Consider the following 19298-nt stretch of genomic DNA (forward strand, 5'->3'; position numbering starts at 1 on the left):
GGACAGTTGATGGATGTGGAGAAGCGCCTGCGGGACGAGAACCCGGGCGATGGCTCCGGTCGTGGAGCGGCCGGGGTGAGCAGACGGCGGTTCCTCGGATACGTCGTGGCGGGATCGACACTCACTGTCGCCGCCCAACTGGGAGAGGTGGTGCTGGCGCCGTCGCGGGCCGCCGCCGTGGTCCCCTCGGTGCCGGGACCGTCCGAGGTCTACGACCTCAACGACATGCTGACCCACGCCGCACTGCCCACGTCGAATCTAATCACGATCCGGATCGGTGCCGACGGCACCGCCTCCTTCGCCCTGCCGCGGGCGGAGGTCGGGCAGGGCATCACCACGTCCTCCGCGATGCTGATCGCCGAGGAACTGGACCTCCCGCTGGAGAAGATATCGGTGACGCTGGCCGACGCCCGGCCGGAGCTGCTGTTCAACCAGCTCACCGGTGGCTCGAACACCACCATCTCCACCTTCACCCCGATCCGGGTGGCCGCGGCCGTGGCACGGGGGCAGTTGCTGAAGGCGGCGGCTCTGGAGCTGGGTGAAGCGATCGGCTCCCTGACGGCGAAGGCCGGTGTCATCACCTCCGCTGCCGGGGCGAGCATCACCTACGGCGATCTGGCGGTGAAGGCGGCCGCCCACGCGGACGCCCAGGTCGAGGTCACGCTCAAGGAGCCCTCGCAGTTCGAGGTCATCGGAACGGCGCAGCGGCGCATCGACGCCCTGGCGGCGGTGACGGGCCGCAAGAAGTTCGCGATGGACGTGCAGGTGCCCGGCGCCCTGCCCGCGATGGTGTGCAGGCCGCCGACGATCAACGGCACGGTCCGCTCGGTGGAGAACCTGGACGAGGTCCGGGCCATGCCGGGCATCACCGACGTCGCGCGGATCTCCACCGGCGTCGCCGTCCGTGGCCGCACGTTCGGGCAGTGCATCGACGCGGTCCGCGCCCTGAAGGTCACCTGGGCACCCGGTACCGCCGAGGGTGCCTCGGACACGACCGTCCTCAACAGACTGCGGACAGCCGAACTGCCCCTGGTCGTACCGCCGCTGCCCCTCCTCACCAAGGCCGTCGACGCACGGTTCACCTTCCACTTCGCCAGCAACGGTGCCCTGGAGACCAACTGCGCCGTCGCGGACGTACGAGCGGACTCCGCCGAGATCTGGGCGAGCCTGAAGTCACCGATCGCCGCACAGGAGGAGATCGCCCTCCAGCTCGGTCTGCCGCCCACCGCAGTCAAGGTCCATGTCACAGAGGGAGGCGGCTCGTTCGGTCGCAAACTCTTCCACGACGCCGCCCGCGAGGCCGCCGAGATCTCCCGGGCCATGGGCAAGCCGGTGAGGCTGATGTGGCACCGGACCGACGACTTCCGCCAGGGTCGCACGCATCCGATGGCCACCTCGCGGGTGCGGGCCACGTACACGCTCGGCGAGGTCCTGACGTACGAGCAGCGGCACACGTCCGTGGCCACCGACTTCGGCCATGGCCTGGGCGAGATCATCACCTCGGAGGCGGCCCGACTGCCGGTCGGTGACCTGACGTTCTCCGAAACGATTTTCGCTCTGACGCAGCAGAGTCCCTACCACTTCGGGGTCACCACCCAGCTCCTCGCCGAGACGGACAAAGGCTTCAACACCGGCTCCATGCGGAACATCTACTCGCCCAACGTCCGCTGCGCGCAGGAACTCGTCGTGGATGAGCTGGCGAAACGGACGGGGAAGGACGCCCACGCGTTCCGGCGTCGGTTCCTCAAGGACGAGCGGGCCAGGGCCGTCCTCGACAAGGTCGCGGAGGTGGGCCGGTGGGGCCGGTCCATGCCTGCCGGAACGGGGCAGGGGATCGCGGTGCACCCCGAGTACCACGGTTTCGTCGCTGTCCTCGCCGAGATCGACTGCAGGCCGGAGACGACAGGTCGGAAGGTCCGTGACGGCTACACCGGCCCGCGTGTCACCAAGGTCGTCTGTGCCGTCGACGTCGGCCTCGCCGTCAACCCGCGGGGCCTGGAGGCCCAGATGATGGGCGGCATCATCGACGGCATCGCCATCACCCTCACTGCGGGCCTCCACCTCCAGAACGGGCATTTCCTCGAGGGGAGCTGGGACAACTACTTCTACACCCGGCAGTGGAACACCCCGCCCGAGCTCGAGATCGTCGTCATGCCACCGACCACGGGCAAGCCCGGTGGTGCGGGGGAACTGGCGGTCGCCGGCGCGATGGCGGCCGTCGCCTGCGCCTACGGCCGGGCCACCGGCACCATGCCCACCACCTTCCCCATCAACCACGGTGAACCTCTCGGCTTCGAGCCGCTGCCCACCACCCCGCCGATCCCCGCCTCGCCCACCGACGGCCTCGACCGCACCTTCTAGAAGACCAGGAGCTCCCGTGCCGCAACACACCTTCATCCTCAACGGCAAACCGGTGACCGTGGACATCGAGGACGACGTCCGGCTGCTCTGGGTGCTTCGCGACGTCCTGGGCGTCACCGGACCGAAGTACGGCTGCGGGCTCGGCGTCTGCCAGGCGTGCACCAGCCACATCAACGGCAAGGCGTTCAACCCCTGCAGCGTCCCGGTCAAGGATGTCGGTCCCGCCGACGAGGTGACCACGATCGAGGGCCTGCCCGCCACGGTCGGCCGGGACCTGCACCCGATGCAGGAGGCGTGGCTGGAGTACGACGTCGCACAGTGCGGCTACTGCCAGCCCGGACAGATCATGACCGCCGTCGCCAAGGTCCGGCGCGCCCGGGAGGAGGGACGCGAGATCGACCAGGCCGACCTCGACGAGATACGCAACATCTGCCGCTGCGGCACCTACAACCGCATCCGTGAGGCCATCACGGCAGGCGCGGAGAAGTTCTGAACCGATCGCGGGGACAGCGGGACGGGGGACGGAGCGGGCGCACGGCGTCATGGGAGGAGAAACGATGGCGGGCGGCCGCCGGCCGCTCGGTGGCGCCGGGGTTCGCGGGGACGAGCGCTGCCCCGGTGGCTACTCCCCGGTGCGCCCGTCCAACGACTCCCGGAGGAGGTCGGCATGCCCGTTGTGGCGCGCGTATTCCTCGACCAGATGGACCAGGATCCATCGCAGGCTGGGTGCGCGACCGTCGGGCCAGGTGCGCCGGGCCAGTCGCTCCAGGCCGCCGTCGGCCAGCGCCTGCGTGACCAGGACGCGGGAGCGGGCCACGGTGTCCTGCCAGAGTGTACGAAGCTGCTCGGGGTTGTCCTCGGCAGCCGAGTGCCAGTCCCAGTCGGGGTCGGCCTTCCAGTCCACCGTGTCCCACGGCGGCTCCGGGTCCCGCCCGTGCAGCCAACGGGAGCACCAGTAGTCCTCGACGAAGGCCAGGTGCTTGAGCATCCCGCCCAGTGTCATCGAGGAGGCGCCGACGGTCGCCCCGAGGCCGCCCGTGTCCAGTCCGGCGCACTTCCACGTCAGGGTCGCGCGGTGGAACTCCAGGAAGCCCAGGAGCGTGCTGGCCTCGTCGGCCGCGAGGGGAGGTTCCGGGCGACCCTGTTCGTCCATGTCGGGCATGGGCGGTGAGCCTACCGGCGGGGCTTGCGCCGGGCCAGGGACTCGGGTGCGGTCGGCCGGTTCTGGAGGTTCGGCCCCGGGGCTGCCAGAACAGAGGGCCGCCGGTCTGCGTCCCACCTTCCGAGGACGCGGTCTCCGGGTTCACTCACGGGCGGAGCCGCGTGCGTGAGATCCAGGATGCTGCAGCGCCCGGACGGCGGTGCCCCACCCGGAACCACGGGCACCGAGAGGGCGGTCGCAGACGGTCTGAGGTATTCCGGAACTATGAACTCGCAGCGGTTCCTGCGTTCCCTCCACGCAAGCCGGCGGCACTCGAAGGCACTCGTGGCGATGCCTTTCGCCCTGATCGCCGCCGTCACCGTGGTGGACATCAGCGCGCCGCCGGAGGTCCACCTGGGTCCGTTTCTCGTGGCAGCGCCCGCTGTGACCTCGTCGTTCGCCGGCCCCCGGATGACCGCATTCGTGGGCGCGGTCGCCGTGCTGGCCCAGTCCGTGGTCGCCATCGCACGCACCAGCCTCAACGACCTCAATCACACCTACCAGATCATTGCCCTTTGTTTGATCTCGGCCTTTGTCACGTTGTTCGCACATCTGAGGGAACGGCACGAGCAGGAGATGACGCAGCTGCGCTCGGTGGCGGAGGCGGCGCAGCACGTATTGATGCAGCCCTTGCCCCGCCGCAGCGGCCCCCTGCGCATCGCCTCGGTCTACCTGGCCGCAGAGGCGGAGGCGCAGCTGGGCGGCGATCTCTACGCGCTCGCCCGCACCGCCGACGGCACCCGCGTGATCGTCGGCGACGCCCGCGGCAAGGGACTCGATGCGATCGGTGAAGCCGCCGGCGTACTTGGCGCATTCCGGGCTCTGGCCCACAGGGAGGCGCGGCTGACCGAGCTGGTGGGACACCTGGAGGACGGGGTCACGGTGGACCGCAACGGCACCACGGACGAGGAGGACGAGGACGCGTACGCTGCGGAGGCGTTCGTCACCGCGGCCGTGCTCGAGATCCCCGATACCGCCTGCGAACTTCGCCTGGTCAGCTGCGGTCATCCGCCGCCGTTGCTGCTCCGTGCGGGCGAGGTGCTGTCCCTCGAGGTGGGTGAGCCCGCTCCGCCTCTCGGGCTGGCGCAGTTGCTCGCCCCCGCATTCACGGCGGAGACGTTCACCTTCGGCGCCGGTGATGTCCTGCTCCTGTACACCGATGGCGTCATCGAGTCCCGTGACCGGTCAGGATGCTTCTACCCGCTGTTCGAGCGAGTTGCGTCCCGGTCCGGGGACGGTGCGGAATCGCTGCTCGAGTACGTGCGTGCCGACCTCCTCCGGCACGCGGGCGGGCGTCTGGGAGACGATGCGGCCATGGTCGCCATCGAACGACTTCCGGATGCCGCGCACCTTCCCGGCGGACGGTCACGTGGGCAGGGGGTGGCCGAAAAGGAGGTCGAAACCCACTGGTAGCTGTAGCAGGACGCTCCGGGTGAGCTCCTCGCCCGCAGCGTCGGCGGTCGCGCTGAGCACGGCGCCGACGTCCCACGTCGCGGTCTCCTCGGTGGCTCCCTCGATCCAGGCCGGTCAGGCAGTGGTACCTGCCAAGGGTATGCACCCACCGTCACGGCACGGACTCAGTCCTGCAGTGTGACCGTGAAGCTGCGGCCGTAGGCGTGGCGGGTGTCGACGTCGACCCGGGTTCCGCCGTGGACCGGGCTCACGCGTACCCCGTCGTCCGACGCCAGCTTCCCCAGCGACCTGCCTCGGATCAGGACACCGACCGTGTCCCGGCCCATCGTCGGGTCGGAGACGGCGACGGTGGTCCGGCCCCGGTGGCCGCGGCGCTGCACGATCACCGACGCCGGGCCGTCCATGCGCAGGCCCGCGACCTCGTGCCGGCCGGGCGTGAACGCATTGGCAGCCCTCAGACCGAGGCCGGTGTGGGACACGGCCTGCAGTCGCGGGGTGTTGGCCAGGACCCGCAACGGACCCTTCGGGTACGACGCCAACTGAGTCCCGCCCGCATTCGGCACCAACGCGTAGGCGATGCGGGCGGGTTCGGCTCCGGGTTCCTGGTCGACCGTTACGCCGAGGACGGTGCGGGTGACGGCCGTGTCCGGGTTCGAGGTGCGGACGATCCGGCGGCTGCGGGTGACCTCGTCCAGCGAGACCCGGACCTGCGGGGTGTCGAGGAAGACGTAGCCGACGGCGGTGCGTCGGGTGGTGTTGGCGTAGCGCAGCCAGTGCAGGTCACCGGTGCCCGCGCCGGTCCACGGACGTCCGCCTCGGAGCATCCCGGTCAGAGAGACCTGGTCGCCCGGCGAGGCGGTGCGGGCGTCGACGGTCGTGGTCACGGCCCGCCCGTCAGGATCACCGACGCCTGCGGCAAGCACCACGATCTCCTCGTCGAGCAGGAACCACGATTTCGTCGCCGACGCATTGCGGTAGACCACGAAATCGTCCGGCAGCAGACGCCTGTCGCGGTCGGCGACATCGCTGGACTGCACCATGCCGACTGCGGCGTACGCCCCGAGAACGGCACCGCCGGAGCGCTGATCGGTGCCACGAGGGAAGTAGACGTAGGTGTTCTGCGACTCGGAGGACGAGGTGAAGTTCAGCGGGTGGCCGGGGTTGTCGTAGTACGGCTTCCCGTACAGGTCGGGGACGGTCCGTCGCTGCTCGACCGGCGCGGTGACCCCGGCGAGGCCGTACGGCGAGACCGTGGTGAAGTAGTCGACGCCGTACGCCTGCGACTGGTCCTGCCCGGAGAGATAGAGGTAGTACGCCCCGTCGCCCTGGAACCATGGCATGAGGTTCTCGCCGTTCATGTACTCGTACTTGCTGATCCGGTCCGAGCTGCGGGCGAGCGCGAAGGCGTAACCGGGCCTGCGATGCACATTCCTGTCCATGGCGTTGAAGGCGACGCTGCGCGAGGCGTCGTTGAGATCCTCGGCAGGTACGGACGGGTCGCCGATGATGTCGGCGTAACGTACGACACTGACCGGGGAGACGAAACGCCCCGGATCGAGCGTGCCGCGCGAGGTCGACCGGATGTGCTTGACGTAGCTCTTGAGTGCGGCGGCGTCGGCGCCGCTCGCGAGCGAGGCCAGGTCGACCACGGCCTCCACGATCACGGCGACGTCGGTGTAGCCGCTGTCCGTCCGTGACACCGCCCGCCCCTTGACGATCTCCATCATCCAGCCCTCGAAGATCAGTGGCGCGAAGCCGTTCTGCACCCAGCTGCGGACTGTCGGTACGAGCTCCTCGCCGTGCGCGAAACCCGTACCGTCGAGGAGCTTGAGGGTCTGTACGACGCGGGTCAGGAGGCCTTTTCCGTACGAACCGGTGTAGGCGACGGAGGCGTGCTGGACGAAGGATCCGTCGGCGTAATAGCCGTCCGTGACGCCGTGGTCGAGGTGGTACGGGTCGATGGTGGCGAACACCGTCAGCTGGTCGGTGAGGGCCTTGCGGATGCGGGCTTCGTCGCCGAGGAGTGCGCCCTGCAGGATGCGGTTGGTGGTGATGTCGGCGAGGTTGGCGCCGGTGTGGAAGCGCGAATCGAGATTCACGTCGCCGTCGATGCCGTTGCGGAGGTAGGCGTCCATGGAGGCGACGTAGGTCTGTACGAGGTCCGGGCGGTAGGCACGCACTTCGTCCGCGAGGAGCACGAGGGTCCTGCTGATGTGCTGCGCGAGACCGATCTCCCAGTAGAACCAGTTGCCGTAGTAGCCCTTGGACTGGTCGCCGTAGTAGTGGTCGTGCAGCCGGCCGAGGCCGTCGAGCACGCGGCGCCGCGCGACGGTGTTCCCGTACAGGTCCGAGGGGGTGCCGCCCGGGGGTGTGCAGGTGGCGAGAGCGATCTCGTACAGCCGCTGGAAGGCGCTGTTGAGGTTGGCCTCGTTGCTGCCGAGCACCAGCCCGGCGAACAGTTCACCGGGGCCCGCGGAGTCCATCGCCCTGAGATTCGCCCGCGCCACGTCGTCCACGGCGGCGAGCTTGGCGGCCGTCTCGGGACGGGAGTTGGACTCGGCGGTCCCGGCGAGGACCGCCATCGTGTTGGCCATCAGGCGGGTGCTGCCCGCGGCGACACCGGCGGCCGTGGCCGGTCGTGCGGGGATCACCGTCAGGAGACCGGCGGCTGACAGAGCGGCCAGCAGACGTCTGCGGGTGATCTCCATGTGGCGTCCTCCGCCTGTGAGTTGGCGACCCGGCGGGCGGAGTCAACCAGACCGGCCGAGCGGCGACAAGGGGACGCGTCCGGCCGGGACCGCTGTCCACCACTGCCGTGCCGAAGCGAACGGACCGGGTGGCGGCCATGCTCTTCGGTGGGGTGCTCCGCGCCGATACCCTGTACCCCGGAGTGACCGGAGCCGGAGGAGTGCCGTTGAGTACCGAGACCGACATCCTCGTCCTGGGGGGTGCCGGCGTGGACACCATTGTGTACGTCCCCCAGTTACCCCTTCCGTACGCCGACAGCTACATGGTGCCCGCCATCGAGACGAGGGCGGGACAGACCGGCGACTTCGTGGCGCTCGGGGTACACGCTCTGGGACTGCGCACGCATCACATCGACATGATCGGCGATGACGACGCGGGCGACCTGATCCGCGCGCTGCACCGCGACCGGGGCATCGCGTTCACCGAGGTCCCCCTGCCCGCAGGCACCAAGCGCGCGGTGAACCTCGTCGGCCCCGACGGGCGGCGGCTGTCGTTGTACGACAACAGCCGCTCGCAGGAAGCGGACCGGCTGCCCCCGGAAACAGTGGGTGCCCTCGCCGCGGTCAGCCGCCACGCCCACGTCTCCATCACCTATCCCTGCGCGTTCGCCCTTCCGACGCTGCGTGAGGCAGGGGTGAGCATCTCGACCGACCTGCACAACTGGGACGGCGCGGAGACGTACCACGAAGCATTCGCCTACGAGGCCGACCTGGTCTTCCTGTCGACCGCCGCCCTGGTGGACCCGGAGAAGACCATGCGGCAGATCGCCGAACGCGGCCGGGCCCGAGCGGTCGTCGCCACAGCGGGAGCCGAGGGGGCGTACCAACTGCTCGACGGGGAGCTGACCCACATTCCGGCGGTCACACCGCCCGCGCGGGTGGTGGACTCCAACGGCGCCGGCGACGCGTTCGTGGCGGGCTATCTGTTCGGCCGGCTGTCCGGCGAGTCACCACAGCGGTGCGGCCTCTACGGCGCGATCGCCGGAGCCCACGCCTGCACCGTGCCGGCGACGGGGACCGACCTGATCAGCCGGGCCGAACTGCTGACCCTCGCTGCCGCGGAAGGAAGCCCGACCGGACGATGACATGACGCGCCGGACGGCTATTGCAGTTGACGGCCCACCGGGGGCGCGGTTTCCTGCTGCGATGACTGATCTTCGCATCGAGCACGTGGCCGGCGATGCCATGCTTCACGACTGGCAGCATGTCCATAACGCGATCGTCCCCACGGCCGCCCTGTCTCTCGACGAGGTACGTGAGCGCGTCGAACGCAACCGGTTGGAGGTTGCGTATCTGGGTGATGTCCTTGTCGGCTGCTCGACCGTGCGCCCGCCCACGAGCGAAGCATCGGTTGCCACGGTGATCGCCAGAGTGCTCCCGGCTCACCGGCGACAGGGTTTTGGCGGAGCACTCTACGCGCGGGGGCTGGCGCAGGCGCGAAAGCTCGGAGCCGACGTCATCGAGACGGTGGTTCTGGAGTCAAACCCGGACGGGCTGCGGTTCGCGCAGGCGCGAGGGTTCGTCGAGGTCGAGAGATACCTGTTGCCGGGTGACAGCGTGCGCTTCATCGACTTGCGGCTGGCCTGAGCCGGTCGTCGACCGGCGAAGGGTCCTCAGGGCTCCCTGCCCGGACGGAGCGGACTCCGTGCCGACCCGCGGGGCTGCGGGAGCATCGGTCGATGCCGGCAGTCGATACCGGCCTCCACCGCGACCAGCCGCCGCCCGTGCTCGCCGCTCGGCAACCCGGCCACGTCGTCGTTCGGCTCGGTGCCGTCGTGCAAGCATGTGAGGGACGCCGCCGGAAGGCTCGCCGAGCCGGCGCGTGGCTCGGCCCGCGTGGCGCCCGGATGCGGCGCCGCGTCGCCACGATCCGTGCGACCCCTGTGCCGGGAGCGCGGCGGTCGGTGGTGCGGGGCGGGTCTACGGACCCTCCGGGGCGGGGACCACGTGCATGGCCGCTTCCTCGGCCGAGGCCGCTGCGCCGTCGACGCCGATGTCGAACGCGATCATGTCCTTCTCGTCGTCCTCGTGAGCTCCCTCGTCGGGTGCGACGAGCCGTCCGGCGCGCAGACCGCCGACCTCCTCGTCACGGACCTCACCGTCGGTGTCCGACACATCGCCGATCTCGTCTCCGTCCGGTACGACGAGATCCGGCTCCTCCTCGCTGAGGCGCTGGTCGAGCGTTTCACCTTCGTGCTGCTCGGCCGCCGTGACACCGTGGTGTTCCACGGCCCAGGGGCGCTCGGGGGGCGAATAGCCCGCATCGAGCGGATCCGCACCGGCCCGGTCGTCGAGAGTGTCCTCCACGTCGAGCAGCCCGGCGTCGTCCTGCACCTCCGAGCCGTCCGGCTGGTAGACCTCGTCGCCCATCGTGGTGTCGATGTCCATGTCACCTCCAATGTCGGGAGTGAACCGTCGGGGCGACGTCCCGTTCGCGTCATGCCCTCGTTCTCATCATGTGCGGTGTCGGCCGTCGGGACGAGCGGAAGCGCACCGGCGCCCGTCGTGGATGCGGAGGCCAGGACCTTCACCGGTGGCGCGGTGTGAGCGGAACGGCGCGGTGCGTATCGGTTCGCCGCACCGGTCCGTTCACGCACCCGGCAGGACGTCTGTTTCACCCCTCGCCCCGATGTCAGCGTGGCGTCAATTCGGGTGTGCGACGTGTCAGGGCCGTATCAACGGACGGTGTCGGCGGATCGCGGCGGACCCAGACTGATACGTACGGGGGCCCGGAAGGCCGGTCCGTGGAGCGGCCCGGGCGGGCGGGCGATTGATCATCAGCGCCCGGGGCGCACATGAAGATCTCGCCGGGCGGCCACCGGTGGCTCGACACGGCAGGCCGGCCGGCGGGCGGCTGATGCGCCTCGGGGCGGCCGCCGCCGAACGGGGCGGACGGCCGGCCCGCATCAGCCGCCGTGGATGCGGGGCCCGCATACCGGGTCCGGCTCCGGTCACTGCCGGGCCCCACGTCATCCGTTCACGGCACCGGGTCCTGGCCGGACCCTCCTCAGGGGAAGGACACCACCGTCGAGGGAACGGTCGAGGTGCCGGACGTGGGTGAACCGGTGCTGTTGATCACGTGCTCGTACTGTCCCTGGCCACCCAGGGACACCACCAGCAGATCGTGGAACTTCACCCCGGTCTTCACCGGGGCCTCGAAGCCGTGGTCCTGGCGGATCGTCGGATCCACGTTGAAGTAGCAGTAGCTGCCCAGGCCCCAGCCCTCGTGGTGGGCGACCGAGTCCGCGACCTTGTAGGCGGCGTACCCCTTGACGGTGCCGTTCTGGACGGCGGCCTGGTTCGGCGCGTCGTACGCCTTCTCGTTCTGGAAGAAGATCGTCCTGCCGTTCTCGCCGTTCCACTGCACGTCGTACTTGTTGAAGTGCTCGACGAAGAGGCCGGTGGCGAGGACGTCGTCTCCGTCGACCCGGAGCCCGTAGTCGGCACGGTTGGTCTCCCAGCCGACCCCGTCCCCGTGGTCGGCGCGCCAGATCCAGGTGTGGTCGACGATGGTGTCGTCATTGTTGATTACCATGCTGGTGGTGGCCTTGCCGGCGCCCGCGCCGCCGATCCGGATGAACACGTCCTGCACGGTGGTCGGGTTCGCCGAGTGGTCGGCAGAGGCGCCCTCGGGGCCCACCTGGAGCAGCACCGAGGAGTTCTGCGGACCGGCGTCGATCAGGAGACCGGCGAGCTTCACGCCGTCCACGTCGCCGACCTTGATCGCTGTCACACCGTTGTCCGGGATGATCGTCGCGAGCCCCAGACCGAGAACGACCGTGTTCGCCCGGTCGATGTCGATGGTCCGGTCCACGTGGTAGACACCGGGCGTGAACAGCAGGTGCAGCCCCTGCTGCACCGCGGCGTTGATGGTCTGTGCGGTGGCGCCGGGCTTGACCACGTAGAACTGGCTCAGCGGGATGGACTCGCCCTGCGGCGTACCGGTCCACGAGACGCCGCGCGCGTTGGTGCGCACGGCCGGGACGAAGACCTTGTACTCGGAGCCGTCCAGGTAGAGGAACGGCTTCTCACGGGAGACCGGGGTGGTGTCGAGCGTGGTGTACGGAGGGTCGGGGAAGCTCTGCGCGGGAGCGCCCTCGACTCCGGAGAACGTCATGTTCCAGACGCCGTTGGTCCAGCCCCCGACCGAGCTGTCGCGGGTGTACCACTGCTGCTGGGAGTACGGACCGACCTGGCCGTCGATCTTGCTGTCGGCGATGTAGCCGCCGCTGGCCCAGCCGTAGCCGTCGGGCGCCAGGTTGAGCCCGCCCTTGACGTGCATCCGCCGGAACGGCGCGGCCTGCGAAACGGCCCAACGGTCCGTGCCGTTCACCGGGTTGAGTGCCAGATTCTCCGCCGAGCGCCAGAAGTTCTGCGTGGCGTTCCCGTTGAACCAGCCGGCGTCGACGGTCACGTCACCGTTGAAGGTCGTGTCGTCCGGCTTGAGGCCGAGCCCTGCGATGGAGGTGTAGAAGCCGAGCTGCGCGTTGATGTTGTCGTACGTGCCCGGCTTGAACAGCAGTGCGTAGCGGCCGTTCCCGAACTGCGCGGACTCCTGCTGCTTGAAGATCTCGTCGACCTTCGCCTGGATGCCGGGCGTCGACGGGTCGAAGACCAGCACGTTCGGTCCCAGGTCGCCTCCGCCGGGAATCTGCGGGCCGCCCGGGTCACCGGTGGTGCCGAACACCTGGAACTCCCAGAGCGAGTAGCCGTACGGGGTGGCCCGGGCGGTGCCGGCCAGCCGGACGTAGCGGGCGTTGCCGGAGACGTTCAGGGTCTCCGTGCCGCCGGGGCCGCCGGTGGTGGAGTAGGCGGTGGTCCATGTGTTGTTGTCCGTGGAGAACTCGATCCGGTAGCCGGTGGCGTAGGCCGCCTCCCACTTCAGCACGATCTGGGAGACCGAGGCGGAGGAGCCAAGATCGACCTTGATCCACTGCGGGTCGGAGAAGGCGCTCGACCAGCGGGTGCCGTCATTGCCGTCCACGGCGGAGGTGGCGGGGGTGCCGGCGTTCTCCTCGCTGGAGGACGTCACGGTTCCGCCCTGGGAGAGCAGCGAGGGCGCCGCGCTCGCCGGGGTTGCGGGGACGAACGCCAGCAGCGAGATGACGAGACCGACGACGACGGCGAGCACACCGGTACGTCGTCCGGGCGATGAACGGGCAGGTCTGCGGAGTACGGGGGGTGCGTACATGGGGGTTCGTCTCCTGAGTCGTGGTGCGGGTGCACGACGCGCAGCCTGAGAGCGCTCTCAGGCTGTGGACGATAGTTCTCTCTTGACTCGGACACGTCAATAGGTGTGCAACAGGTACCGCTTCAGGGTCTGTTGGGAACAAGAGTTGAACGCATGGTGTGCAGCGACCGGCTCATCGGTACGGCCTTGCCGGCGGCGGCGGCGCAGGGCGGGGCGGCCGGACGAGTGCCGGCTTCAGGGAGTGTCGCCGGACGGCCGTGGCGACAGCTGGACCGTCCGCAGTGCCTCGCGCGGCGGGCGGGCCCGCCACTCGCGCGGGTAGCCGATCGACACCTCCTCGAACCGCACCCCGTCGTGATGGGTCACCCGCGGGATGTGCAGATGCCCGTAGATCACGGCCGCGGCACGGAAGCGGCGGTGCCAGTCCCGGGTGAGCTCCGTCCCGCACCACTGCGCGAACTCCGGGTGCCGCAGCACGTCCGTCGGTTCACGCACCAGCGGGTAGTGGTTGACCAGGATCGTGCGGTGGTCCTCGGGGATGCCGGCCAGCCGCAGCTCGGTCTCCCGTACCCGTGCCCGGCACCAGTCGTCGCGCGTCGGGTACGGATCGGGATGGAGGAAGCGCTCGTCGGCGCAGACGACGCCGGCCCTGTGGGCGATGGCGAGGGACTCGTCCCTGGTGGTCGCGCCGGGGGCGCGGAACGTGTAGTCGTAGAGCAGGAAAAGGGGGGCGACGGTCACCGGCCCGTCCGCGTCCTCCCACACCGGATAGGGATCCTCGGGGGTGAGGACGCCCAGGCTTCGACAGAGGTCGACCAGGTGGAGATAGCGTGCCTCGCCCCGCAGCCGGACGGGATCGCTCGGGTGGGTCCACAGCTCGTGGTTCCCGGGGACCCAGACGACTTTCGCGAAGCGCTCGCCGAGCAGCGCCAGTACCCGCTCGACGTCGGCGACCTTCTCGCCGACGTCACCTGCGACGATGAGCCAGTCGGCATCGGTGCCGGGGCGCAGGGACGAGACGATGTCCCGGTTGTCGGCGTATGCGACGTGCAGGTCGCTGACCGCCAGCAGGTGTCCGTTCAGGGCAAGAACTCCTCGCTCCATGGGCATCGCCCGGCAGCCACTCTATCGGCATGCCGCGCGAGGCGGCCGATAGCCTTTCGGGGAAACGGTGTTCGAACCGGGGCGGCGGTTCTGGACAGCCGTGTGCTCCGCCGCCCCCGGCGGCCCGTGCGTACCGGCGTAGCATGATCCCCATGGAACAGCGCACACTGGGCAGGACCGGACAGGACGTATCCGTCGTCGGACAGGGCACCTGGCAGCTCGGCGGCGACTGGGGCGAGGTGCAGGAGGCGGACGCGTTCGGTGTCCTGGACGCGGCGGTCGAGTCGGGCGTCACCTTCTTCGACACGGCGGACGTGTACGGCGACGGCCGCAGCGAACAGCTCATCGGCCGCTACCTGAAGGACCGCCCGGACGCCGGTGTGTTCGTCGCCACCAAGATGGGGAGGCGCGCCGACCAGGTTCCGGAGAACTACGTCCTCGACAACTTCCGTGCCTGGAACGACCGCTCACGGGCCAACCTCGGCGTCGACACGCTCGATCTCGTGCAGTTGCACTGCCCGCCCACCGCCGTCTACTCCTCGGACGAGGTCTACGACGCGCTCGACACCCTCGTCGCCGAGCAGCGGATCGCCGCCTACGCGGTGAGTGTCGAAACGTGCGCCGAAGCGCTCACCGCCATCGCCCGCCCCGGCGTCGCGAGCGTCCAGATCATCCTCAACCCGTTCCGTCTCAAGCCGCTCGACGAAGTCCTCCCGGCCGCCCGTGCGGCGGGTGTGGGCATCATCGCGCGGGTCCCGCTCGCCTCCGGACTGCTCTCCGGGAAGTACACCAAGGACACCGTCTTCGCCCCCGAGGACCACCGCTCGTACAACCGGCACGGCGAGGCGTTCGACCAGGGCGAGACGTTCTCCGGAATCGAGTACGGCAACGGGGTGGCCGCGGCCGCCGAGTTCGCCGGACTAGCACCGCAGGGGGCGACACCGGCCCAGACCGCGCTGCGCTGGATCATCCAGCAGCCCGGAGTCACCAGCGTCATCCCCGGCGCGCGCTCCGTGGAGCAGGCCCGTGCCAATGCGGCGGCCGCATCGCTTCCGCCGTTGCCGCAGAGCACCCTGGACGCGGTACGGGACCTCTACGACCGCCGGATCCGCGCGGAGGTCCACCACCGCTGGTAGGCGGAAGGGGCGGCTGACCGGGGCCGGCCCGGTCAGCCGGTGAGATCGACCCGTACGGTCAGCAGGTTCGTGCCGACCGCCCGGACCGTGGCGCTGTTCAGGCGCGGCAACGTCCTGAGCCGTGCGCGGGCGTCGTCCTGCGGAACCAGGTGGGCGGTCCCGGCATGCCAGCGGCCCTTGATCCGGATCCTGACCTGCGGGTCGGCCTGAATGTTGCGTACGTACTGCGACTTCTCGCCGTACTCCGAGACCAACCAGAACTCGTTCCCGACGCGGCGTCCGCCGACCGGCGTGCGGCGGGGGAGTCCGGAGGTGCGTCCCGTGGTCTCCAGGAGCGTCTGACGCGGCAGCTGTCGGATCATCGGATTGCCGATCCGCCGCTGGAACGACGTGACTGCCCGGAACTTCATCTCGTGATACCTCGACATGCGTGACTCTCCCCGTCGTTGCCGGTGACCCCCGCCGGAGGTCAACCTAAGGGCTGTCCCGTGATCGGGACAGCCCTCGGCCGATGTGCCGGGCCGCGCACAGGATCCGGCGGCGGCCGCGTGATCAGGCCAGAGACGTACCACGCGCGACGAGCAGGGCGATGTCGGCCCCGGCCAGGCCGAGCGTGGCCAGGAACGGCAGACGGCTGTCGGGGGAGGTGCCCAGCGGGAGGCACAGGACGACGGCCAGCGCCCCGGTCACCGCGAGGCCGCTCCAGCCCGTGGCGTCCGGCGGTCCGGGCGGGCCGAGAACGAGGGCGGCCGAGGCCGCGAGCAGCGTGAGTGCCGCGACGGTACGGGACCGGCGCCGGCCCAGACGCTGGGGCAGGCCCCGGACGCCCGCGGCCAGGTCGGTGTCGATGTCGGGGAGGACGTTGGTGAAGTGCGCACCCACCCCCAGGAGGGCACCCGCGGCCACCGCCCAGGCGGCGGGCCAGGGGCGGCCCGGCAGCGCGAGGGTGAGGAAGGCGGGCAGAAGTCCGAAGGCCAGCGCGTAGGGCAGCCACGACCACCGCGTCCGTTTGACGCCGAGGTTGTACGACCATGCGGCGGCCACCCCGATCAGATGCGCGCCGCCCGCCGCCGCGCCGTTCGCGAGGGACAGGGGAGCGCACAGCACGAGCGCAGCACACGCCGCGACCGACACGCTGCGCATCCGCACCTCGCCCGTCACGAGCGGCTTGTCGCGCCGGTGTGCCGCGGTGTCCCTCGCGAGGTCGATGCGGTCATTGCTCCAGCCGACGGAGAGCTGTCCGGTGAGCACGGCCAGGGCGACCAGGCAGCTGCCCGGGATGTCGCGCCCCGCTGCGACGCCCAGGGCGGTGATCAGGGCGGTCACGGCCAGCGCGGGGGCCGGGTGGGCCGACAGGAGGAGCGCCAAGGTGCTGCGGCCGAGGCCGGGGCCACCCGCACGTGCTGCCGCCTCCGCGGGCACGGGGGCCGGCGACGGCGGAGCGGCAGACAAGGAAAGCGCCTGAAAAGTCTGATTCATGATGTTCGATCAAAACATCCCTTCCGCACCTATGGTGACAGCATGACGCGAATCATCGCGATCCATGGTGTGCTCCCGCCGCACCGGTACGAGCAGTCCGGGATCACCGACGCCTTCGCCGACATGTGCCTGCCGCCGGGCGCGGACCGCGGTGTGCTGGAACGCCTGCACCGGACCGCCGGCGTACGCGGCCGCCATCTGGCACTGCCCCTGGAACGGTACGCCGCGCTGAGCGGTTTCGGCGAGGCCAACGACGCGTTCATCCAAGTCGCCCTGGAGCTCGGGGAACAGGCCGTGCGCGGCGCCCTGGACCGGTCGGGCCTGGGCCCGGGCGACATCGACCTGGTCATCTCCACCTCCGTCACCGGCATCGCCGCCCCGTCCCTGGAGGCCCGGCTCGCCGGACGGATCGGGCTACGGCCCGACGTGAAACGCGTACCGATCTTCGGGCTCGGCTGCGTGGCCGGGGCCGCCGGCCTCGCCCGGCTCCACGACTACCTCGAGGGCCACCCCGGCCAGGTCGCGCTGCTGCTCTCCGTCGAGCTCTGTTCGCTGACCCTGCAACGTACCGACACATCCGTGCCGAGCCTGGTGGCGGGCGCACTGTTCGGTGACGGCGCCGCTGCCGTCCTCGCGGTCGGCCGGGACCACCCGCACCGTCAGGAACGGTCCGGGCCCGTCGTGGTCGCGACCCGCAGCAGCCTCTACCCCGGCACCGAACGAACACTGGGCTGGGACATCGGTGACCAAGGCTTCCGGATCGTACTCGGCGCCGACCTCCCGAACCTGGTACGCGAGACCCTGGGCGACGAGGTGCACTCCTTCCTCTCCGACCACGACCTCAAGACGCAGGACGTGACGGCCTGGGTCTGCCACCCGGGCGGCCCCCAGGTACTCGAAGCCGTACGCGAGACACTGGATCTGCCCGCCCGCGCACTGGAACTGACCTGGCGTTCGCTGGCCGAGGTCGGCAATCTGTCCTCCGCCTCCGTCCTGCATGTCCTCAGAGACACCCTGGCGCTGCGTTCACCACCGCCCGGAACTCCCGGACTCCTCCTTGCGATGGGGCCCGGCTTCTGTACCGAACTCGTCCTGCTCCGCTGGTAGCCGCCCCGTGATCCCTTACACCGTCCTTGTCCTTCTGGTCGCCGTCGAGCGCCTCGCCGAACTCGTCACGGCCCGGCGCAATGCCGCCTGGAGCCGGCTCCACGGCGCAGCGGAGTACGGGCAGGGCCACTACCCCGTCATGGTCGCCCTGCACACCGGACTGCTGGCCGGCTGCCTGGCGGAGACCTGGTTCGGCGGCCGGCCCTTCCTGCCCGCACTCGGCTGGCCCATGCTCGCCCTGGCCCTGGGCGCCCAGGGCCTGCGCTGGTGGTGCATCACCACGCTGGGGCCGCGCTGGAACACCCGCGTCATCGTGGTGCCGGACCTGCCGCTCGTCACCGCCGGACCGTACCGGTGGCTGAGCCACCCCAACTACGTCGCCGTGATCGTCGAGGGCGTCGCACTGCCACTCGTCCACACCGACTGGCTCACCGCGACCGCCTTCACCCTGCTCAACCTGCCGCTCCTCGCGACCCGCGTACGGTGCGAGAACACCGCCCTCGCCGGGGCCGCACCGGCGGCGCCGTGATCGACCTGCTTGTCGTCGGCGGCGGACCCGCCGGCCTCGCCACCGCGATCCACGCCGCCGAGGCCGGGCTCGAGGCGGTGGTCGCCGAACCGCGCCCCACCCCGATCGACAAGGCCTGCGGCGAGGGGCTCATGCCGGGCGCGGTGAACGCTCTGGCAGGACTCGGCGTCACCGTCGCCGGACACCCGCTGCACGGAATCCGCTACCTCGACGACCGTCACCGGGCAGAGGCCCTCTTCGCACCCGGCCCCGGTCGCGGTGTCCGCCGAACCGAACTGCAGACCGCCCTGGCCCGCCGCGCCGCGGAACTCGGCGTGCGGGTGATCCCCGTGCGGTCGGTCGGCGTCCGGCAGAGCGCCGAGAGCGTGTACGCGGCAGGTGTCACCGCCCGGTACCTCGCTGCCGCCGACGGCCTGCACTCACCGATCAGACGCCAACTCGGCCTGGACCTGCCGGACCCACGCCCCCCGAGGTTCGGACTGCGCCGCCACTTCGCGATCGAGCCCTGGACGGACTGCGTCGAGGTGCACTGGTCACCACGGGCCGAGGCCTATGTCACCCCGCTAGGCCCGCGCCTGGTCGGCGTCGCCGTCCTGACCACGGAACGCGGCCCGTTCGACGGCCACCTGGCCCGCTTCCCTCTCCTGGCCCGGCAGCTGCCCGCGAGCGCCACCACGCCGGTGCGTGGCGCGGGACCGCTGCGCCAGCGGGTCGGCTCCCGCGTGGCGGGACGGGTCCTGCTGGTGGGGGACGCCGCCGGATACATCGACGCCCTGACCGGTGAAGGAGTCTCGCTGGCTCTCGCCGGAGCCGCTCAACTGGTGCGCTGTGTCCGGGACGACCAACCGCAGGCGTACGAGCGGGCGTGGCGCAAGGTCTCCCGGCGCCACCGCCTGCTCACCGAATCGCTGCTTCTGGCCCGGCAGCACCCGCGACTGGCCGGCGGCATCGTCCCGGCCGCGAGCCGTCTCCCCGCGGTCTTCACCAACCTGGTCAACCAGCTGGCCTGAGCGCGGTCCGGCAGCGTCCA

General features: G+C 70.3%; 16 protein-coding genes and 1 pseudogene. 9 read left to right on the top strand and 8 right to left on the bottom strand.

The features are described from left to right. Nucleotides 1–9: 9 nt before the first annotated feature. A complete protein-coding gene (locus ACFYP5_RS30425) occupies nucleotides 10–2361 on the top strand; it encodes a molybdopterin cofactor-binding domain-containing protein (protein ID WP_389041974.1) in 2352 nt (783 codons plus the stop codon). Between the two features lie 16 nt (nucleotides 2362–2377). Next, nucleotides 2378–2854, top strand: a complete 477-nt coding sequence (locus tag ACFYP5_RS30430) for a (2Fe-2S)-binding protein (RefSeq protein WP_327123391.1) — start codon at nucleotides 2378–2380, stop codon at nucleotides 2852–2854. Nucleotides 2855–2983: 129 nt separating this feature from the next. On the opposite strand, the gene ACFYP5_RS30435 is transcribed toward ACFYP5_RS30430, so the two are convergent. Further along, a complete protein-coding gene (locus tag ACFYP5_RS30435) occupies nucleotides 2984–3523 on the bottom strand; it encodes a DinB family protein (protein WP_389041976.1) in 540 nt (179 codons plus the stop codon). A gap of 264 nt (nucleotides 3524–3787) precedes the next feature. On the opposite strand from ACFYP5_RS30435, the gene ACFYP5_RS30440 reads away from it, so the two are divergent. Next, the gene (locus ACFYP5_RS30440; RefSeq protein WP_389041977.1) at nucleotides 3788–4975 is read left to right on the top strand and encodes a PP2C family protein-serine/threonine phosphatase; all 1188 of its coding nucleotides are present in this window, start codon (nucleotides 3788–3790) and stop codon (nucleotides 4973–4975) included. Here ACFYP5_RS30440 and ACFYP5_RS30445 read toward each other — a convergent pair. Beyond that, nucleotides 4928–5086 (bottom strand): annotated as a pseudogene (locus ACFYP5_RS30445) (DUF2267 domain-containing protein); the annotation flags it as partial. The gene ACFYP5_RS30440 and the pseudogene ACFYP5_RS30445 overlap by 48 nt on opposite strands. Before the next feature lie 53 nt (nucleotides 5087–5139). After that, nucleotides 5140–7683, bottom strand: coding sequence for a polysaccharide lyase family 8 super-sandwich domain-containing protein (locus ACFYP5_RS30450; RefSeq protein WP_389041979.1), 2544 nt, complete (start codon nucleotides 7681–7683; stop codon nucleotides 5140–5142). A gap of 206 nt (nucleotides 7684–7889) precedes the next feature. Here ACFYP5_RS30450 and ACFYP5_RS30455 point away from each other — a divergent pair, with 206 nt between their 5' ends. Beyond that, a complete protein-coding gene (locus ACFYP5_RS30455; RefSeq protein ID WP_389041980.1) occupies nucleotides 7890–8807 on the top strand; it encodes an adenosine kinase in 918 nt (305 codons plus the stop codon). 61 nt (nucleotides 8808–8868) lie between these two features. Beyond that, nucleotides 8869–9309, top strand: a complete 441-nt coding sequence (locus ACFYP5_RS30460) for a GNAT family N-acetyltransferase (RefSeq protein WP_389041982.1) — start codon at nucleotides 8869–8871, stop codon at nucleotides 9307–9309. 333 nt (nucleotides 9310–9642) lie between these two features. On the opposite strand, the gene ACFYP5_RS30465 is transcribed toward ACFYP5_RS30460, so the two are convergent. The 3 genes from ACFYP5_RS30465 to ACFYP5_RS30475 form a co-directional block, all read right to left on the bottom strand. After that, nucleotides 9643–10110: a DUF5709 domain-containing protein gene (locus tag ACFYP5_RS30465; RefSeq protein ID WP_389041984.1), complete on the bottom strand. Its 468-nt coding sequence runs from the start codon at nucleotides 10108–10110 to the stop codon at nucleotides 9643–9645. A 619-nt stretch (nucleotides 10111–10729) separates the two neighbouring features. Continuing rightward, nucleotides 10730–12913 carry a discoidin domain-containing protein gene (locus tag ACFYP5_RS30470; protein WP_389041986.1) on the bottom strand — a complete coding sequence of 728 codons (2184 nt, stop codon included), beginning with the start codon at nucleotides 12911–12913 and terminating at the stop codon, nucleotides 10730–10732. Nucleotides 12914–13147: 234 nt separating this feature from the next. Next, complete coding sequence (locus ACFYP5_RS30475) at nucleotides 13148–14017, bottom strand: metallophosphoesterase family protein (RefSeq protein ID WP_389041987.1); 870 nt, start codon at nucleotides 14015–14017, stop codon at nucleotides 13148–13150. Between the two features lie 143 nt (nucleotides 14018–14160). Here ACFYP5_RS30475 and ACFYP5_RS30480 point away from each other — a divergent pair, with 143 nt between their 5' ends. Further along, nucleotides 14161–15153 carry an aldo/keto reductase gene (locus ACFYP5_RS30480; protein ID WP_389041989.1) on the top strand — a complete coding sequence of 331 codons (993 nt, stop codon included), beginning with the start codon at nucleotides 14161–14163 and terminating at the stop codon, nucleotides 15151–15153. A 32-nt stretch (nucleotides 15154–15185) separates the two neighbouring features. Here ACFYP5_RS30480 and ACFYP5_RS30485 read toward each other — a convergent pair whose 3' ends face one another. Both ACFYP5_RS30485 and ACFYP5_RS30490 read right to left on the bottom strand, forming a co-directional pair. Then, nucleotides 15186–15581 carry a nitroreductase family deazaflavin-dependent oxidoreductase gene (locus ACFYP5_RS30485; RefSeq protein WP_389041991.1) on the bottom strand — a complete coding sequence of 132 codons (396 nt, stop codon included), beginning with the start codon at nucleotides 15579–15581 and terminating at the stop codon, nucleotides 15186–15188. 124 nt (nucleotides 15582–15705) lie between these two features. Beyond that, nucleotides 15706–16632, bottom strand: a complete 927-nt coding sequence (locus ACFYP5_RS30490) for a UbiA family prenyltransferase (protein ID WP_389041993.1) — start codon at nucleotides 16630–16632, stop codon at nucleotides 15706–15708. A gap of 42 nt (nucleotides 16633–16674) precedes the next feature. Between ACFYP5_RS30490 and ACFYP5_RS30495 the strand changes: the two genes are divergently transcribed. From ACFYP5_RS30495 to ACFYP5_RS30505, 3 genes are read left to right on the top strand one after another with little or no spacing between them, the layout of a single operon-like run. Continuing rightward, nucleotides 16675–17739, top strand: a complete 1065-nt coding sequence (locus ACFYP5_RS30495) for a type III polyketide synthase (RefSeq protein WP_389041995.1) — start codon at nucleotides 16675–16677, stop codon at nucleotides 17737–17739. 7 nt (nucleotides 17740–17746) lie between these two features. After that, nucleotides 17747–18268: an isoprenylcysteine carboxyl methyltransferase family protein gene (locus ACFYP5_RS30500; protein ID WP_389041997.1), complete on the top strand. Its 522-nt coding sequence runs from the start codon at nucleotides 17747–17749 to the stop codon at nucleotides 18266–18268. Further along, the gene (locus ACFYP5_RS30505; protein ID WP_389041999.1) at nucleotides 18265–19278 is read left to right on the top strand and encodes an NAD(P)/FAD-dependent oxidoreductase; all 1014 of its coding nucleotides are present in this window, start codon (nucleotides 18265–18267) and stop codon (nucleotides 19276–19278) included. Before ACFYP5_RS30500 ends, ACFYP5_RS30505 begins: the two co-directional genes overlap by 4 nt. Nucleotides 19279–19298 lie beyond the last annotated feature (20 nt).

The sequence above is a fragment of the Streptomyces sp. NPDC005262 genome (assembly GCF_042872425.1).
Taxonomy (GTDB): domain Bacteria; phylum Actinomycetota; class Actinomycetes; order Streptomycetales; family Streptomycetaceae; genus Streptomyces.

Excerpts from the sequence above, each read along its gene's own strand:
- ACFYP5_RS30475 (WP_389041987.1), bottom strand. The coding sequence starts at position 14,017 with ATGGAGCGAGGAGTTCTTGCCCTGAACGGACACCTGCTGGCGGTCAGC.
- ACFYP5_RS30450 (WP_389041979.1), bottom strand. The coding sequence starts at position 7,683 with ATGGAGATCACCCGCAGACGTCTGCTGGCCGCTCTGTCAGCCGCCGGT.
- ACFYP5_RS30465 (WP_389041984.1), bottom strand. The coding sequence starts at position 10,110 with ATGGACATCGACACCACGATGGGCGACGAGGTCTACCAGCCGGACGGC.
- ACFYP5_RS30425 (WP_389041974.1), top strand. The coding sequence starts at position 10 with ATGGATGTGGAGAAGCGCCTGCGGGACGAGAACCCGGGCGATGGCTCC.
- ACFYP5_RS30490 (WP_389041993.1), bottom strand. The coding sequence starts at position 16,632 with ATGAATCAGACTTTTCAGGCGCTTTCCTTGTCTGCCGCTCCGCCGTCG.
- ACFYP5_RS30460 (WP_389041982.1), top strand. The coding sequence starts at position 8,869 with ATGACTGATCTTCGCATCGAGCACGTGGCCGGCGATGCCATGCTTCAC.
- ACFYP5_RS30440 (WP_389041977.1), top strand. The coding sequence starts at position 3,788 with ATGAACTCGCAGCGGTTCCTGCGTTCCCTCCACGCAAGCCGGCGGCAC.
- ACFYP5_RS30435 (WP_389041976.1), bottom strand. The coding sequence starts at position 3,523 with ATGCCCGACATGGACGAACAGGGTCGCCCGGAACCTCCCCTCGCGGCC.
- ACFYP5_RS30485 (WP_389041991.1), bottom strand. The coding sequence starts at position 15,581 with ATGTCGAGGTATCACGAGATGAAGTTCCGGGCAGTCACGTCGTTCCAG.
- ACFYP5_RS30470 (WP_389041986.1), bottom strand. The coding sequence starts at position 12,913 with ATGTACGCACCCCCCGTACTCCGCAGACCTGCCCGTTCATCGCCCGGA.
- ACFYP5_RS30480 (WP_389041989.1), top strand. The coding sequence starts at position 14,161 with ATGATCCCCATGGAACAGCGCACACTGGGCAGGACCGGACAGGACGTA.
- ACFYP5_RS30495 (WP_389041995.1), top strand. The coding sequence starts at position 16,675 with ATGACGCGAATCATCGCGATCCATGGTGTGCTCCCGCCGCACCGGTAC.